Annotated in this window: 14 protein-coding genes and 1 tRNA gene; 5 read left to right on the top strand and 10 right to left on the bottom strand. The window is 42.4% G+C overall.

Annotation, left to right across the window (positions count from 1 at the left end; genetic code table 11):
- Positions 1-3: 3 nt before the first annotated feature.
- Positions 4-393: an START-like domain-containing protein gene (locus ACO05P_RS03375; protein WP_210758562.1), complete on the bottom strand. Its 390-nt coding sequence runs from the start codon at positions 391-393 to the stop codon at positions 4-6.
- A 112-nt stretch (positions 394-505) separates the two neighbouring features.
- Between ACO05P_RS03375 and ACO05P_RS03370 the strand changes: the two genes are divergently transcribed.
- Positions 506-579 (top strand) — tRNA-Met (locus ACO05P_RS03370).
- Between the two features lie 280 nt (positions 580-859).
- On the opposite strand, the gene ACO05P_RS03365 is transcribed toward ACO05P_RS03370, so the two are convergent.
- The gene (locus ACO05P_RS03365) at positions 860-1396 is read right to left on the bottom strand and encodes a hypothetical protein (protein WP_421753375.1); all 537 of its coding nucleotides are present in this window, start codon (positions 1394-1396) and stop codon (positions 860-862) included.
- A gap of 68 nt (positions 1397-1464) precedes the next feature.
- Here ACO05P_RS03365 and ribD point away from each other — a divergent pair, with 68 nt between their 5' ends.
- Genes ribD through ACO05P_RS03345 form a run of 4 tightly spaced genes read left to right on the top strand, consistent with a single transcriptional unit; the run spans position 1465 to position 5723 of the window.
- Positions 1465-2490 carry a bifunctional diaminohydroxyphosphoribosylaminopyrimidine deaminase/5-amino-6-(5-phosphoribosylamino)uracil reductase RibD gene (gene ribD / locus ACO05P_RS03360; RefSeq protein ID WP_421753374.1) on the top strand — a complete coding sequence of 342 codons (1026 nt, stop codon included), beginning with the start codon at positions 1465-1467 and terminating at the stop codon, positions 2488-2490.
- The gene (locus ACO05P_RS03355) at positions 2487-3353 is read left to right on the top strand and encodes an EamA/RhaT family transporter (protein WP_421753373.1); all 867 of its coding nucleotides are present in this window, start codon (positions 2487-2489) and stop codon (positions 3351-3353) included. The genes ribD and ACO05P_RS03355 overlap by 4 nt, the downstream gene beginning before the upstream one ends.
- Positions 3350-3979 (top strand): IMPACT family protein, encoded by a 630-nt coding sequence (locus ACO05P_RS03350; RefSeq protein WP_421753372.1) that lies wholly within the window; start codon positions 3350-3352, stop codon positions 3977-3979. The genes ACO05P_RS03355 and ACO05P_RS03350 overlap by 4 nt, the downstream gene beginning before the upstream one ends.
- Positions 3966-5723 carry a hypothetical protein gene (locus ACO05P_RS03345; RefSeq protein WP_421753371.1) on the top strand — a complete coding sequence of 586 codons (1758 nt, stop codon included), beginning with the start codon at positions 3966-3968 and terminating at the stop codon, positions 5721-5723. Before ACO05P_RS03350 ends, ACO05P_RS03345 begins: the two co-directional genes overlap by 14 nt.
- A gap of 33 nt (positions 5724-5756) precedes the next feature.
- On the opposite strand, the gene ACO05P_RS03340 is transcribed toward ACO05P_RS03345, so the two are convergent.
- The 8 genes from ACO05P_RS03340 to guaB all read right to left on the bottom strand — a co-directional run bounded on the left by ACO05P_RS03340 (position 5757) and on the right by guaB (position 16403).
- Positions 5757-6227 carry a DUF6438 domain-containing protein gene (locus ACO05P_RS03340; protein WP_421753370.1) on the bottom strand — a complete coding sequence of 157 codons (471 nt, stop codon included), beginning with the start codon at positions 6225-6227 and terminating at the stop codon, positions 5757-5759.
- 3 nt (positions 6228-6230) lie between these two features.
- Complete coding sequence (gene yidC / locus ACO05P_RS03335; RefSeq protein ID WP_421753369.1) at positions 6231-8090, bottom strand: membrane protein insertase YidC; 1860 nt, start codon at positions 8088-8090, stop codon at positions 6231-6233.
- Between the two features lies 1 nt (position 8091).
- The gene (locus ACO05P_RS03330) at positions 8092-9711 is read right to left on the bottom strand and encodes a CTP synthase (protein ID WP_421753368.1); all 1620 of its coding nucleotides are present in this window, start codon (positions 9709-9711) and stop codon (positions 8092-8094) included.
- 68 nt (positions 9712-9779) lie between these two features.
- The gene (locus ACO05P_RS03325) at positions 9780-10745 is read right to left on the bottom strand and encodes an AAA family ATPase (protein WP_421753367.1); all 966 of its coding nucleotides are present in this window, start codon (positions 10743-10745) and stop codon (positions 9780-9782) included.
- Complete coding sequence (locus ACO05P_RS03320; RefSeq protein ID WP_421753366.1) at positions 10732-12093, bottom strand: foldase protein PrsA; 1362 nt, start codon at positions 12091-12093, stop codon at positions 10732-10734. The genes ACO05P_RS03325 and ACO05P_RS03320 overlap by 14 nt, the downstream gene beginning before the upstream one ends.
- Positions 12077-12946 (bottom strand): hypothetical protein, encoded by an 870-nt coding sequence (locus tag ACO05P_RS03315; RefSeq protein WP_421753365.1) that lies wholly within the window; start codon positions 12944-12946, stop codon positions 12077-12079. Before ACO05P_RS03315 ends, ACO05P_RS03320 begins: the two co-directional genes overlap by 17 nt.
- Positions 12939-14918, bottom strand: a complete 1980-nt coding sequence (locus ACO05P_RS03310; protein WP_421753364.1) for a peptidylprolyl isomerase — start codon at positions 14916-14918, stop codon at positions 12939-12941. The genes ACO05P_RS03315 and ACO05P_RS03310 overlap by 8 nt, the downstream gene beginning before the upstream one ends.
- A gap of 9 nt (positions 14919-14927) precedes the next feature.
- The gene (gene guaB, locus ACO05P_RS03305) at positions 14928-16403 is read right to left on the bottom strand and encodes an IMP dehydrogenase (protein WP_421753363.1); all 1476 of its coding nucleotides are present in this window, start codon (positions 16401-16403) and stop codon (positions 14928-14930) included.
- Positions 16404-16421: the final 18 nt, after the last annotated feature.

Below are 16421 nucleotides of genomic sequence, written 5' to 3'. Positions count from 1 at the left end.
AGTCTAAGATCCAATCGTGTGCAGCAATTGGTGAACCTGGCTATCCCAAAGAAGTTTATCTTCTTCGATCTCATCTTCTTCACTGTAATCTACAATGATTAAAGAAGTATCATTGGTGAGCTCATCCACCTCAATGCGAAATTCAAAGAAATATTTGTTGCCCTCGTCTTCATCCTCTTCCCATCGAAAGCGAATGAATTGATCTTTCTTACGGGCAATACGAAAAGCATCGCGCTCCTCTCCTTCCCAGATAAAAGTATACTTCTCACCGCGAGAATTTACGTCGTCCGAAAACCACTCAGACAAACCGCTGGGAGTGGATAAATACGGGAATAACATTGATGGGGAAGCTTTTACCGGAAATTCAAGCTCGAATTTTGTTTTATCGGACATCTTAGATCATTAACTATTGAGAAGGGCGCAATATATAAAAAAGTACCAGTGAAAAACCTTGCAACAAATCTTTGTGAATTTAGAAATGTCAGTATATTTGCCGCCCGAAAACGGCGAGGTAGCTCAGTTGGTTAGAGCGTCGGATTCATAACCCGGAGGTCACGGGTTCAACTCCCGTCCTCGCTACAAAAAGAAAAAGGCTCTGATTTTCAGGGCCTTTTTTCGTTTAGTGATTTTGGTCGGATTCTTAAGCCCTCAAACTTGACTTTATTATCAACTCCGCAGGACCAGCTTTTATAAAGAGGATCGATTTTGATTTCTATTCAGAACTTTTCAAAATATTGGAGGATTCTTATCCGCCAGAGGCGGACACGGGTTCAAACCTCGTCCTCGCTACAAAAAGAAAAAGGCTCTGATTTTCAGGGCCTTTTTTCGTTATACTATCCTTGCAGCTATTTAAGCCTAATTATACCTTCCTAAGATCGCCCTCCAGCAAAACACTTTTAGGTAAGGCGGCATCAAAAAATTTCTTGAGAAAGATCATTTGGGGAATGGCTCTACTCTTTCCATAAAGTCCCGCCAAGTATACCGCTACTGCCCCCAAAACTGCGATGGGCAGCAACCAGAATCCCCAAATTGTTTTGTCCAAAACATATTGGGAATAGCTTAAAACAAAGCTTCCCGCGGCTATTAAAATACAGATGGTATAGAGGAACATGAAAAAGGTCCATATACCAGCAGCAGGTCCTATTAAGACGCGAATTAAAGTCCCTCCTTCCGGTCGTTCTTCCAGGTTTAAATCCATTTCTGGAGACCAGGTATGACGATCTTTTTTCTTGTAGGAGAAAATTAAATGTCCGTGCGTATCCTTATACTGCAAAGGCCAATTTGCATCGCTGCTCAAGGCCTGTTTTAAGGAGCTACGTAATTCAGCTGCAGTACGCTCATTACTAAACTTGTAACGAGGACGCATTTGATACTCATTAAGGCTGGGTTGGTTCATGGAGCTAATTTATTAAAAGGCAGTATTCGATGGACTATTAGCAAAACGGGAATAGTATTTTTGCGCTCATGTCGCAGGATGAACTCTATATCCAACGCTGTTTAGAGCTGGCGGAAAAAGGCCGATACACCGTTGCTCCCAATCCCATGGTAGGAGCGGTAATTGTGCATCAGGGAAAAATAATCGCTGAAGGATACCATCATCACCCCGGTGGACCCCATGCTGAAGTGGTGGCCATTTCTCGAGTGAAGAACCCGGAACTACTCAAAGAGTCCTGCATATATGTGAGCTTAGAACCCTGCTCCCATTTTGGTAAAACTCCCCCCTGTTCTGATCTGATCATCGAAAAAGGAATTCCAGAAGTGGTAATCGCCTCTCGAGATTATAATGCCGAAGTGAATGGCAAGGGCATTGCCAAATTGCAAGCGGCTGGAATTACAGTTCGCGAAGGAATATTGGAAGCAGAGGCATTGGAATTAAATCGACGCTTTTTCACTTTTCACCGCGAACATCGCCCCTATATCAGCTTAAAATGGGCCCAAAGTGCAGATGGTATAATGGACCCGGATCGTGAAGCACAAGAAAAAGGGATTCAATGGATTAGTCAGCCCGAAACTCAGGTTTTCACACATAGATTAAGAGCCGAGAACCAGGCTATTCTGGTAGGACGGAAAACCGTGGAGATTGATAATCCCTCCTTAGATTGTCGGGCTTTTGAAGGAGCCGATCCTTTGCGGATTGTCTTGGATCCTAGCTATCAATTAGGATCTGAATACCGCGTATTCCGAGATCAAAACTACCTGCGTTTCAGCCGAAAGGCAGAAAATGAAAGAGATCGAGTATTAGAGCCCAATTCGGATTCTTTGTCTTCCCTGATCAAAACCTTGTATGAAGAAGGCATTCAAAGCCTTTTAATTGAAGGCGGAGCGCATACCCTACAATCCTTTATTGATGCAGGTCTTTGGGATGAAGCTTGGATTATAAAAGCCAATCATGATTTAAAATCCGGTTTGTCTGCTCCAAAAATAAAAGGACAGATTTACGATGAATTCAAATTAGGTAAAGACCTCATTCAAAACCTTCGTCCCCTATGATTTGGCTGCTTCTTAGCATAAGTTGTTCGGTACTTATCTTCATCGTATTCAAGCTGTTTAAGACTTATTCAGTTGACAATCTGCAAGCCATCTTGGTCAATTACTTCGTGGCTTTTGGGATTGGTTTGGCCCTTAGTAATGGTGAGCAGCATCCATTGAACTTAGTCGAGCAGCCTTGGTTTTCATCGGTCTTAATCTTAGGATTATTGTTTATTAGCCTCTTTCGTTTAATGGCTTGGGTAAGTCAGAATTACGGAATGGCCACCGTTTCCGTAGCGGTAAAAATGGCGGTAATAGTACCCGTTAGCTTTGGAGTGATCTATTTTGGGGAATCTCTGGGAGCCCTAAAATTAACGGGCATCCTATTGGCTTTACTGGCGGTTTATATGACCACCTACCAACCCAGAAAGATGAAAAGCTCTGCTGCGAGTTTCTGGTTTCCGATTATTCTCTTTTTAGGCTCTGGATTTTTAGATGCCTTCTTAAAATACAATGAAGCCGAATTAGTTCCAGCCGCAGATCAATCCTGGTTTGCCTCCAGCATTTTTGGGATGGCCGCTCTTTTCGGTTTAGTCTTCGTGGCCTATCAAAGATTCGCACAGAAGCAAAAGTTTGAGTTAAAATCTGTTTTAGGAGGCCTGGCTTTAGGAATACCCAATTATGGCAGCATCTATTTTTTACTGCGATCCTTAAGCATGCGCGGATTAGAAAGCTCCAGCATTTTTGCCCTTAACAATGTGGGGATCGTGTTTTTAAGTGCCCTCTTAGGCTATTTCTTTTTCAAGGAAAAATTAAGTTCTCTTAACCTCGCTGGTATAGGCCTGGCTATAGTTTCCATTGTTTTGATAGCTTTAGCCCTATGATGCAAGAGGCCCTAACCGCCGACAATTACCAAAGTATAAAGGAAAAATCAGAAGCGCTTTTTAAAGACCGTGGTTCGAAATTTATAGCCCTGGCTTTTCCCTTAAAGGATGAAAGTGAATTCCCTGCCATTCTGGAGCAAGTAAAAAAGCAGTACTACGATGCTCGGCACCACTGCTATGCCTATCGCTGCCAACCTACTCAGCCTCAATGGCGTTTTAATGATGATGGGGAACCATCTCATTCGGCGGGTACCCCTATTTACCATGCCATTCAGTCGCTGGAACTATGGGATGTAGCGGTAATTGTAGTGCGTTATTTTGGAGGAACCAAGTTGGGAGTGGGCGGCTTAATTAATGCCTATCGGAGCTCCGCTGAAGAGGCTTTGCGAAATGCCCAGCCTTTGGATGTATATTTATATCGTCAATTTGAAGTACGCTTCCCTTACTTCGCCATGGATGAAGTAATGCGGGTTTTACCCCAAAGCGAGTTTGAAATTGTAGGTGAATCTATGGATAAGGACGCTGGCTATCAATTAAAAGTGCGAAGGTCAAAAACGGATTTAGCCCTGGATCAACTGAAAGAATTATATCAAATTAAGATCAAAGAACTGGATGAAGATGATTAAAAAAGCCCTTTACCTGCTCCTGTTTAGTCCGACCTTGCTTTGGGCTCATGGCAATAAAACACCTCTCCATAATAGTCAGACTTATGGCAGCCCCATGCTCGAGTACCGCCAGGATCACTTTTCAGGTGAAAGTGCTTTAAATCTTGCTTTGGCTTTATTGCCTGATGCGAATTGGACTTTAGATTTGGATAAAAGTGTTCAAAGCCCGGCAGGCCAGCATGAGCATTATACCTTGTTTTTAGAAGGACGTAAATTGGCGTTTCAGGCTCTATCCCTACATTATTACAATAATGGCAGCCTACTGATTCAATATCCGGATTTACCCAGGCCTTTGGCCAATTTGGAAAATCTTAAAATTGATACTACTGCCATGCGCTTAGAACTGGACTGCCAGCGCATGCATAGCGAAGCCGGTATCCTGGCCTTGCAAGATATTTTATTACCTGGTTATAATTTGGATTTCTTTGGTCCTGAAGGTGCCCATTTTCAAGCTTTCGTTGCCGGATCTGAAATATTCAATTTGGCCGATAACCGTCGTTATGGTTCGGACTCTACTTGTACGGCTAACATTTTTCTACCCGATCCATTAAGCACCGCCAATGTGAATTATGGTGGTAATTATTCGGATAATAATGATGGCACCAACTCCAGTTTAAACGCGCAACGCTTCCTGCGTAATTTTACCGCAAGCTTTGATAATGGGGTCTTTAAGCTCGAAAATGCCGACATTAAGATTGATGACTTTAGTGCTCCATCGGTTGCTCCCGCCACTAGCACGATTCCGGTATTTAACTATACCCGTGCGGATGATGAATTTGAGGATGTAAATGCTTTTTTCCATTTAAGCCATTACAAAAACTATATCGATAGTCTGGGCTTCACTTCAATTCCGGGATCTCAAATTTCTATTGATGTTCACGCATTGAGTGATGCAGATCAGAGTTATTTCAGTCCGGCCGAGAGCCGCATTTACATGGGTGAAGGTGGTGTTGATGATGCAGAGGATGCAGATGTAGTAATCCATGAATACGGTCACTCCTTAATAAGTGGCGCAGCAGCAAATACCAATCGTATAAGCGAAAGAGCGGGTATGGAAGAGGCCATTTGTGATTATTTCGCCATTAGCTGGTCTTTGGTATTTAGCCCCAATCAAAGAGACCGGGTCTTTAACTGGGACGGTCACAATGCATTTTGGCCCGGCCGATCTGCGACTAGCAATAAAGATTATCAGACCCTTAGCTTTAATTCCAATATTTACCAGCATACGGACTTAATGGCCTCTTGCTTATTGGAAATTCGCGATAATACCAGTCGACAAATCGCAGATAAAATTATTCTGGAGGCTTTATTCACATTACAGAATAACAGTACCTATCCTGATTTTGCCAGAATGGTGATTCAAGCAGATGCCAACCTTTATGGCGGTGCCCATTTTCAAGTCATTAAAACGGCTTTTGTACGCCGAAATGTGTTGAGTTCCGACTTTAGCCTCGAAGAGCCCGGAAACCCCTTTGGAATTCGTCTATTCAATACCCTGGGCTTTATCAAGGGAGAATCTTTAATGTTGGAAAGCGACGATTCACTAAGTCACTATGCATTGCGTGATGCACAAGGCCGTATAGTACATGAAGGAAATCTGGAAGGAAGAGCCGCTGAACTTAACTTCTCTATTAGTACCGGACTCTACTTTTTAGAAGTTCAAAATCTTAAGGGCGAAAAAGCCAGCTTCAAGGTATTGCGATAAATCGAGAGCAAAATATCAGTATAAAAAAAGGGCCTATAATAGGCCCTTTTTTTGAAGTTGTCGATTCAACCACTTCCTTAATGTGAGAAGTTTTTCCGGCTCGTTTTGCAGGGTACTCACCTTTTTGTCCACTATAGAGTTCTGTGCAGTACACTCTAAGTGATAAACATAATGGGGACCATCCATGGCTCCTTCAGTTTGATACAAGCTATCTAAATTGTTGAATTTCAAATATTCCAACAGTGAAGCCAGATCATCATTCAATTCATTCTGATTTTCCAGCAAAGTATCGCCTACAAACTTTGTATTTCGAATGCCCTGAAAGCTCAAGGTATTACCCTCAAGTTTAGCGGAATAAATAGCGCAAGTACCCATACATGCTTTAGACTCCCACGCAAAAGACCATGATTCATTTTGCATAATCATGTTCTTATACAAAGCTTTTGAGGAGGAACAGGCCGTAAGACCTGCTAAAACTATGGCTATGGGAAATAGGCGCTTCATATATTACTTTTTACGACGTTGCTGACGACTTTGATTTTGCTGCTGTTCCTGCACCTCACGCATACGACGCATCAATCGGTTTTCTTTCTGAGGGCCTTCTTTGCGCTTGGCAATCTTCGCTTTAATCTTGTCCTCATCAATGAAAGAACGAATAGCAAACTGTTGACCAAAAGTGATCATGTTCGCAACAAAATAGTAATAGCTTAAGCCCGCTGCGTAATTATTGAATACCCCAAGGAACATAATCGGCATCAGATAAATAATGTACTTCATCTGTGGGAATTGCTGATTTTGTGCCGAGCCGGTTAACTGCTGATTCATATAAGTGTAAATCAGGGTAGAAACGGTCATTAAAAGGGTAAATAAACTTACGTGATTACCATATACAGGAATGGTAAAAGGCAATTGATAAATTGAATCGTAAGTACTTAAATCAGTGGCCCATAAGAATGGCTGTTGACGCAATTCAATGGAGGCAGGGAAAAATTGGAACAGGGCAATCAAAATTGGGAACTGCAAGAGCATTGGTAAACAACCTCCCAGCGGACTTACCCCGGCTTTATTATACAATTCCAATTGCGCTTGCTGCTTCTTGGCTGCATCATCGTATTTCTCATTTAACTCATCAATCTCAGGTTTCAATACCCGCATCTTCGCCATAGAGCGATAGGATTGATAGGTTAATGGGAATAAGATCATTTTAATCAATACGGCGATGATTAGGATGATCAGACCGTAATTAATACCGTAAGCTTCGAGCCAGTTAAATACATTGAGTACAATACCACGGTTAATCCAGCCTAAGATTCCCCAACCTAATGGAATGAGTTCTTCAAATCCAGCTTCGTATGAATCAAGAATTTCGAATTTATTAGGTCCCAGGTAAATCGCCATGGGTAATTGCAAATCGCCATTGCTGGCCTTCGGATACTGTAAGCTGGAAGCATAGTATTTGGTATAGCCTTCTTCATCTAAACTGGCTACTTCGAAATCGCCAGTAGCAAATGGCTCACCTCTCGATTGTAAAATGGTGCTGAAAAACTGTTGGCGATAGGCCACCCAATCTAAAGAACCTTCAGCTACTTCTTGATCACGAGAAGTGGTATTGAAACTTTCTACATCCTGATCTTTAACCAGGCGATACTGCATTTCGGAGCGCGTAATCTCGTTGTCTTTGTTTTTCTCATGACGACGAGCTTTCATCTCCCAAAGCAAGTTCTGATCTACATTGGCTAATAGGCTGCTCAAACCTTGACTTTGAACATCAAAATCTAGGCGATAGTCATTATCCTTAATCGCATAACGAAAAAACAATTGACCGCCTTCATCCGTTTGTGCCAATAATTCCACAAAGTCGTCGCCCTGATTTGCCAGTTTAAACTGCAATTGAGAGCTGCTACGTAGCTGGCCGGCCTGAATACTAAAACCGAAATTGCTATTCTCTTTTAATAGGTAAAGCGGTAAAGAATCGTAGGTACGGTACTTCTTCAATTCCGCTTCTACAATTTGACCACCCAGGCTTGAGATTTTTACCCTTAACAATTCATTCTCCAGAACAAAAAACTCGGTTTCTGAATGGGCCATCATGTGCTTGGCAAATGGTCCATAGAGACTTAGGGCTTTTAAATACTCAAGGCTATCCCCTTGTAGGGTATCATTGCTTAGAACCACTTCAGGTTCTTCTACTGCAACCAAGGCAGCTGTATCAATGGCCGTTTTTTCAACTTGAGTGCTATCGGTAGAATTGGCTAAAGCCGCATCAGCTGTAGCATCTCCATTATCGAAGAATACCGTGAAATAAAGAACAATTGCACCGATTAGCAAAAAGCCAACGATGCTGTTTAAATCCAGCTTACTTTTCATTTTAAGCGTTTTCGTTTTCGCTGTACTTCAATGCAGCGGCTACAAATTTTACAAATAAGGGATGGGGGTTGGCCACAGTACTTTTGTACTCCGGGTGAAATTGTACACCCATAAACCAAGGATGATCAGGGATTTCTACAATTTCTACTAAATCCATATCTGGATTCTTACCCGTGGCAATCATACCATTTTTCTCGAAATCAGCGAGATATTGGTTATTAAACTCATATCTATGACGGTGACGTTCACTAATGGTAGGACGACGATACACACCATAGGCTATGGAGTCTTCTTTAAGGGCACAATCACATGCACCTAAACGCATGGTTCCTCCTTTGCGGGTAAGACCTTTTTGATCTTCCATTAAGTCGATCACCGGATAGGCAGTATCAGCATCCATTTCAGTACTGTTAGCACCTTCAAAGCCTAATACATTGCGGGCAAATTCAATTACCGCGGCTTGCATACCCAAGCAGATTCCTAAGAATGGAACCTTACTCTCACGAGCATAACGGATCGCATCTAGTTTTCCTTCAAAACCACGCTCACCAAATCCTGGCGCTACTAAAATTCCATCCAATCCACCTAAGGTTTTCTCCATACTGTCTTTGGACAGATTTTCGGAGTGAATCCAACGAATCTTAACTTTGGTTTCATTGGTGGCGCCTGCATGAATAAAGGCTTCTGCGATCGATTTATAGGAGTCTTTTAACTCAACATATTTTCCGATGAGTCCAATTTCCACTTCATTTTTAGGGAAGCGTAATTTGTAAAGGAAGTCCTTCCAATTTACCAAATCTAAATTGTCATCAATAGGAAGATTCAAACGGTTTAATACCACCTCGTCCAAATGCTGATTGCGCATTAAAATGGGCACTGCATAAATGGTTTCAGCATCAATACTTTGAACCACGGCTTCCTTCTTTACATTGCAGAAGAGGGCCAGTTTTTTACGAATATCCTCTCCCAAATCATGTTCCGTACGACAAACTAAAACATCGGGCTGAATGCCTGATTCCTGTAATTTCTGTACGGAGTGTTGGGTGGGTTTAGTTTTCATTTCTCCCGTAGCCGCCAAATAAGGCACCAGGGTTAAATGCACTACCAGGCTATCATCACCAAGTTCCCAGCGCAGCTGACGAACGGCTTCGATATAGGGTAAAGCTTCAATATCGCCTACGGTACCCCCTATTTCGGTGATTACGATTTCGAACTCTCCAGTATTCCCTAATAATTGGATCCGACGTTTAATCTCATCGGTAATATGTGGAATTACCTGAACGGTTTTCCCCAAATAATCTCCACGACGTTCTTTCTCAATTACGGTTTGATAAACACGACCCGTAGTAACGTTATTAGCCTGTGAGGTAGGGCGATTTAAAAAACGCTCATAGTGCCCCAGATCTAAATCCGTTTCGGCTCCGTCGTTAGTTACATAGCATTCGCCATGTTCGTATGGATTGAGGGTTCCCGGGTCGATATTGATATAAGGGTCCAGCTTTTGGATCGTTACACTGTATCCTCTGGATTGCAATAAGGTGGCTAAAGAAGCTGAAATGATACCCTTACCCAGTGAAGAGGTAACACCCCCGGTTACAAAGATGTATTTTGTTGATGGCATAGTATAGGTGACCTGCGTTGTCTACTGGGGTGCAAAGCTACTAATTATCCCAAGTATACGGAGCCCTTTCAGACTAAGCCTTCAATGATCTTTTCAATACTGATTCCTTCAGCCTCTGCGCGGTAGTTCTTCACAATACGGTGGCGCAATATTGGCTTGGCTACGGCCATAACATCTTCGGTGTCAGGGCTAAACTTGCCCTGCAAAGCAGCGTGCGCCTTAGCGGCAAGGATTAAATTTTGTGAAGCTCTAGGACCGGCTCCCCAGGACAGGTATTCGCGGGTAACCTCCTTAGCATTAGGGGTATCGGGGCGAGTTGCTTGTACTAATCGGATGGCATATTCATAGAGATGATCACTCACCGGAATTTTACGCACCAATTGTTGATATTTTACGATTTCTTCAACTGTCAAGACTTCATTTACTTCCGCTTCGACCCCAATAGTGGTATTTTTCACAATACTCACTTCCTCTTCAAAGCTGGGATATCCCACTTCGATATTAAACATAAAACGGTCGAGCTGAGCTTCTGGCAGTGGATAAGTTCCCTCTTGCTCTATCGGGTTTTGTGTGGCTAATACGAAAAATGGATTAGCCATTTTATAGGTATGCCCTCCGGCGGTAACTGAACGTTCCTGCATGGCTTCTAATAAAGCTGACTGCGTTTTGGGAGGGGTACGGTTAATCTCATCAGCCAAAATGATATTAGCAAATAAGGGCCCTTTTACAAATTTAAATTGACGATTCTCATCCAGAATTTCGGCTCCCACAATATCGGAAGGCATCAAATCCGGTGTAAACTGAATCCGGCGAAAGCTCAGACCTAATGACTGTGCTACCGTGTTAACTAATAAGGTTTTAGCTAATCCGGGTACCCCCACTAAAAGCGAGTGACCTTTACAGAAAATTGAAAGTAAAAGAAGGTGGATTACTTCATCCTGACCAATAATTACTTTGCCAATTTCATCTTTTAAGAGTTGGTATTTGACACCTAACTCTTTTACCATTTCTACGTCTCCGCTATTGTTCTGCATACGAGGAATTGTTTAGCCACTGGCGCTCAAAAGTGCATTGTAAGTAATCATTGTTCACCCGAACGTAGGTATCCAAAATCTTATCATTAACCCATTCCTCCAATACTTCCTGTTTTTTCTTGGCTAAAGCCACCTGCTTAATACGTTGATAGTCGGTAGCCATATCTGCTATATGCGCTTCACTGCGATCAATAAGCTTTACAATTTTATAGCCTTCTTTTTCATCGCGGGTGCGGAACAATACCGGTTCCGAAATTGTGCCCTCCTCAATTCCTTCGAGGGTATAGAATACCGTTTTATCTAATTGTCCGGTTTCCCAACGGCTATCACCAGTTTGTTGGTTCATCACCCGACCACCGTTTAGGCGCGAATCTTCACTATCTGAAAACTTTTGTGCGGCATCTTCAAAGCTGATTTTGGAATTTAAGATCAGCGTTCTGATGCTATCCGCCTTTGAACGGGCTTTCTCTAAATCCTCACCAGAAATTTTGGGTTTGATCAGAATATGACGCAAATCCAATTCCTGGCCAATTTTCTTTTGAATCTGTACTATGTGATAGCCATATTCGGTACGGAAAGGCTCTGAAATCTCATTGAGCTTTAAGTTAAAGGCCACTGCTTCGAATTCTTTTACGAACTGTCCACGTTTAATGCCTTTGTATTCACCTCCATTACGAGAGCTTCCGGGATCCTCAGAATAGAGCACGGCCATAGTACTGAAGGAAGATCCATTCTCAATTCGATCTTTAATTTCTTTCAGTTTATCAATGGCTTCTTGCTTAGCTTGATCCGTAATTTCAGGGAAAATTGCAATTTCGGCATACTCTACCTCTGCATTAATTAGAGGCAAGCTGTCTTTGGGAATGCTCTCATAAAACTCCCGAACTTCAGAAGGGGTAATTTCTACATCACCATTAATTTCCTGCAGCATTCTTTGCGCCGTAAGCTGGTTTTGGATCAAGGGGGCCATTTCCTCCTTTATTTCCAAAATAGATTTTCCGTAATACTGCTCCAATTTGGCTTCGCTACCAATCTGCTGAATAAATACCGCGATACGACGATCAATATTGGCTTGCACTTCTTCCTCTCCTACTTCCACTGAATCGAGGGCCGCTTGATGCAGCAATAATTTCTCCATCAATAGATCTTCAAAAACCTGGCAATTGTTCACTTTAATACCAGGATTTTGACGGATTTGGGCCTCAGCAGTTTGGTCGAGATCACTTTTCAGTACAATCTCTTTTCCCACAACAGCCAAAACGCCATCTACCAGTTTAGGTTGAGCTGATACCGCCAGATTCAGGCTTAAGCCTGCCAATATGAGGTAGAATTTAAGGGTAGGTTTCAAATTCTTTCTTTTTTAATGCGTCACTAAGTAAGTTCTTTTCCAACTCTGCTATCAAATCCAAACGGCGTTTGTTTACCAAAGTTTTACGGATAATATCCTCCACATAGATTAAGGGCGAAGGATTGTCTTTGATCTTGTAATTCTTGATTTCAGCGAAATATACTAAACCCTCGGCTTCCATTTCCACGAATTTATTCTGCGCCAGGAAGTCTTGTTGGTTATAAGTGCGGATCGGTAATAATTGGCGGAACTCATTAAAGCTAATCCAGCTGGTATCCTCTAAAGAGAAACTCCTTGCGAAGGATAATGCATAATCCAATAATGCCTTTTGATCTTCTGCCTTAGAGCTTTTAAACAACGCTGAAACCTTGTCTACATCAGGTGCATCCTTAGGCACACTCAAATAGCGTAATTGAAGAATATTCTCTTTCAGTTGAAAGTTATCCAAATGAGCCTCATAATATTCCTTTACCTGTGCATCGCTAATGCTGGTATCCAATCGATCATCTACATATTTCTGCTGATAAGCAAACTTCAACAAGTCATTGCGATAGTTTTTAATCTGCTCTTCAAACTGTTTTTGCTCTTCGGTAAGATTGAACTCTGCTTTATAGATCATGAGTTCATTCTTGGCCCAAACATTAATGTAATTCTGAACAAAACTTATGCTATCGTCAGCGGATAAGCCATTGGGCATGATATCTTCCAGTTCCGATTGATAGAGATAGGAATCATATACCCGAGCCACAATCGGACCCTTGTTCTCCTCCTCTTCCAAACCCTGGAAAAAATCGCAGCCTCCTGCGGTGAACAGGAGGCTTGCAATTAATGCTATTCTAAAAACCTTATTCAAGCTCGCTTATGACTTCCTTCAGAACGTCTTCATTTACCTTAACGGTATACTTAGCTCGTAATTCTTCAATCCAGGCTTGTTCCAAATAGCTTTGGTAATCGCTAATCACTCGACCTTTTGCTTCACTAAGCTCTTTGGCCCGAGGTGCCTCAATATTTAAAATTACTGCTTGTTTATAACGCTCATGTACTTCGATAATATCGGTACGACCTTTCTCACCTTCCTTCTCAATAAGAGGAGCCCAGTCGCCTAATTCTTTTAACTCGGCCGTAGCACTGTCTATATTTAAATTGAGTTTAGACTCGATATTTAAATCTTTCATCACCTCTGCCCGACTCTTGCCTTTTTCCAAAGCTTTGCTGGCTTTCTTAGCAGTTTTCTTATCTACTGCATTGATTAAATAAACATTGTAGCGCGTATCCCACTGATAATCGTCGCGATGTTCTTGGAAGAAAGCCTCTAATCCGGTAGTATCGGTCATGGCCTTACGCCAAACTTTTTCTTCAGTTAGATCAAAAAGTAGAATTCCTTCATAGTACTCGCGCTCCAACATTCGGAAATCCGGATATTTATCAGAAAGACGGCTTTTCTCATAGCTTAATAATTCTTCTTCCTGATAATCTTTAATTAGCTTATAAACCTGCGAACGCAAGTTACCACCGCGACCATAGCGCGCTTGACGATCCTTAACAACAGCCAAGATATCTTTTACCGTGTACTTGAAATTGGCAAATTCAAATACGCTTTGGTCGGCATGATGAAGCTTTGAAGGCACTTCAAAAGAACGCTCCATAAACGACTCATCTACCTGCTGATATACCCAATTAAAGGCCTTTGGATACTCTTTAAATTTGTAATCCTTTTTGATGCGTTTCATTACGGAAACCTGACTCTGTTGCGCCCGGGCATCACGTTCTACTTTATTGCGAATTTGTCCTTCGGCTTCTTCGAAATCGGGCACGCCAATATGATCTACCAGCATAATAATATGCCAACCTACTGGTGTTTTGATTGGTTCTGAGTATGCACCGCTGTCTTGCAGAGCAAAGGCCGCATCTTCAAATTCCGGATACATTTTATTGATTCCAAAAGCTTCGAGGATTCCATCTTGTGGAACGGAGGTTTTATCTTCGGAGTATTGTTTTACCAGAGTTACGAAGTCCTCTCCTGCTTGAAGCTTGGCGTAGATCTCATCGATCTTTTTCTTCACATCTTCTTTCTGCTGTGAAGTACTTTTATCATTATCGATCAACATCAAGTGTGCTACGCGAACTTTACCACGAGCATCACGCTTATCTGTTGTTTTAACGATATGGTATCCAAACTGACTGCGTACCGGATCCGAAATCTTTCCAATGCGAGTGTTATAGGCAGCATTTTCGAATGGATATACCATATCAAAAACGGTGAAATAGCCTAAATCACCACCCTTACGAGCGCTATAGGTATCATCGGAATTGGTTTGAGCCACTTCTTCGAACAAAGCCCCTTCCTCGATCTTTTTCTTTAAGCTCATAATCTTGTTATAAGCAGCCAAAGTATCTTCGGGAGTAGGGTTCTTAGGCAAGCCCACCATGATATGCGATGCACGCACATCGAACTTCATCCGGCTATAAGCCTCACGAATCAGTTCCTTGGTAACATCCTTATCGGATAAATAAGGTTTGGTGAGTTGCTCACGGTAATTGCGGAATTCGCGTAAAAAGGCAGGCATGGTATCCTTTCCCATTTCTTTGGCTTCGTGCACCTTCAATTTAAAATTGAGGTATAAATCCAAATACTCCGAGGGAGATTTAGGATCGATTTCCTGACCAATGTCGCGGTTCTTATTGTACACCGCCATATACTCTTCGGCGGTTACGGTATCATTTTCTACCGTGAACAGGACTTTGTTGTTCAGCTCAGACTGAGCTTTAAGACCGCCGCAAAGCAGCGCAAGACTTAGGATTACTAAGGACTTGTTTTTCATCATAAACAGAGTTTATTTACGGCTATAGTTTGGTGATTCGCGGGTAATATGCACATCGTGTGGATGACTTTCATGTACGCCGGCGGCCGTAATTCGCACGAAGGTGCCATTTTTTTGTAAAGTAGCAATGTCTGCAGCGCCACAATATCCCATTCCAGCGCGCAAACCACCGATAAATTGATACATCACTTCACCTACTTCACCTTTATAGGCCACCCGACCTACAATTCCTTCTGGTACTAATTTCTTAATGTCGTCTTCCACATCCTGGAAATAGCGATCCTTGGACCCTTGCTGCATGGCTTCGATGGAGCCCATTCCACGGTAAGTCTTGTAACGACGACCTTCGTAGATAATGGTTTCACCCGGAGCTTCTTTTGTTCCGGCTAAAAGAGAACCTAACATTACAGTATCAGCACCTGCGGCAATGGCTTTTACGATATCGCCAGTAAAGCGAATACCACCATCCGCAATGAGAGGAACATCAGTACCTTCCAAACCTTTACGTGCTTCCATTACCGCAGTAAGCTGTGGCACCCCTACTCCTGCCACTACACGGGTAGTACAAATAGAACCTGGACCGATACCTACTTTAATGGCATCGGCACCGGCATCCGCTAAGTAGCGAGCCGCTGAGGCCGTAGCCACATTACCTACCACTACATCCAGTTTAGGGAATTTAGCTTTTACCGCTTCTAAGGCTTTTACCACCCCGGCACTATGGCCATGGGCTGTATCAATAATAATGGCATCCACATTAGACTCTACTAAAGCGGTAACGCGATCTAATACATCCGGGGTAACTCCTACTGCCGCAGCTACGCGCAAACGTCCATAGTCGTCTTTATTGGCATTAGGCTTAATATGAGATTTGGTAATATCACGATAGGTAATCAATCCAATTAGGTGATTATCCTTATCGACTACCGGTAATTTTTCAATTTTATGCTTTTGCAGAATCACTTCTGCTTCAGAAAGGCTGGTATTTTCGAAGGTAGTTACCAATCCATCTTTAGTCATGATTTCCGCCAAAGGACGCATATCATTCTTTTCGAAGCGCAAATCGCGGTTAGTGATAATACCGATCAACTTCTTGTGATCATTAACAATGGGGATACCACCAATTCGGTAATCGGCCATCATTTTCTTGGCATCGCTCACCAGGGCTGTTTCATGTAAAGTTACCGGATCGAGGATCATTCCACTTTCGGCACGTTTAACATTACGCACTTCCACCGCCTGTTGCTCGATGGTCATGTTTTTATGCAATACTCCGATACCTCCATCTTGCGCAATTGCAATAGCCATGGTAGCTTCGGTTACAGTGTCCATCGCCGCTGAGATGATGGGAGTCTTTAAACTGATATTACGCGTGAATTTGCTGGAAAGATCAACTTCGCGTGGTAACACTTGAGAATAGGCCGGTACGAGAAGTACATCATCATAGGTTAAACCTTCACCCATGATTTTATCACTGAAAGTTGACATAGAGCGGTGCAATTAGAA

This window comes from Croceimicrobium sp. (genome assembly GCF_965228705.1).
In the GTDB taxonomy this organism is placed as follows: domain Bacteria; phylum Bacteroidota; class Bacteroidia; order Flavobacteriales; family Schleiferiaceae; genus Croceimicrobium.
The sequence above is the reverse complement of the archived record's forward strand: the minus strand, read 5'-3'. Positions and strand labels throughout refer to the sequence as shown.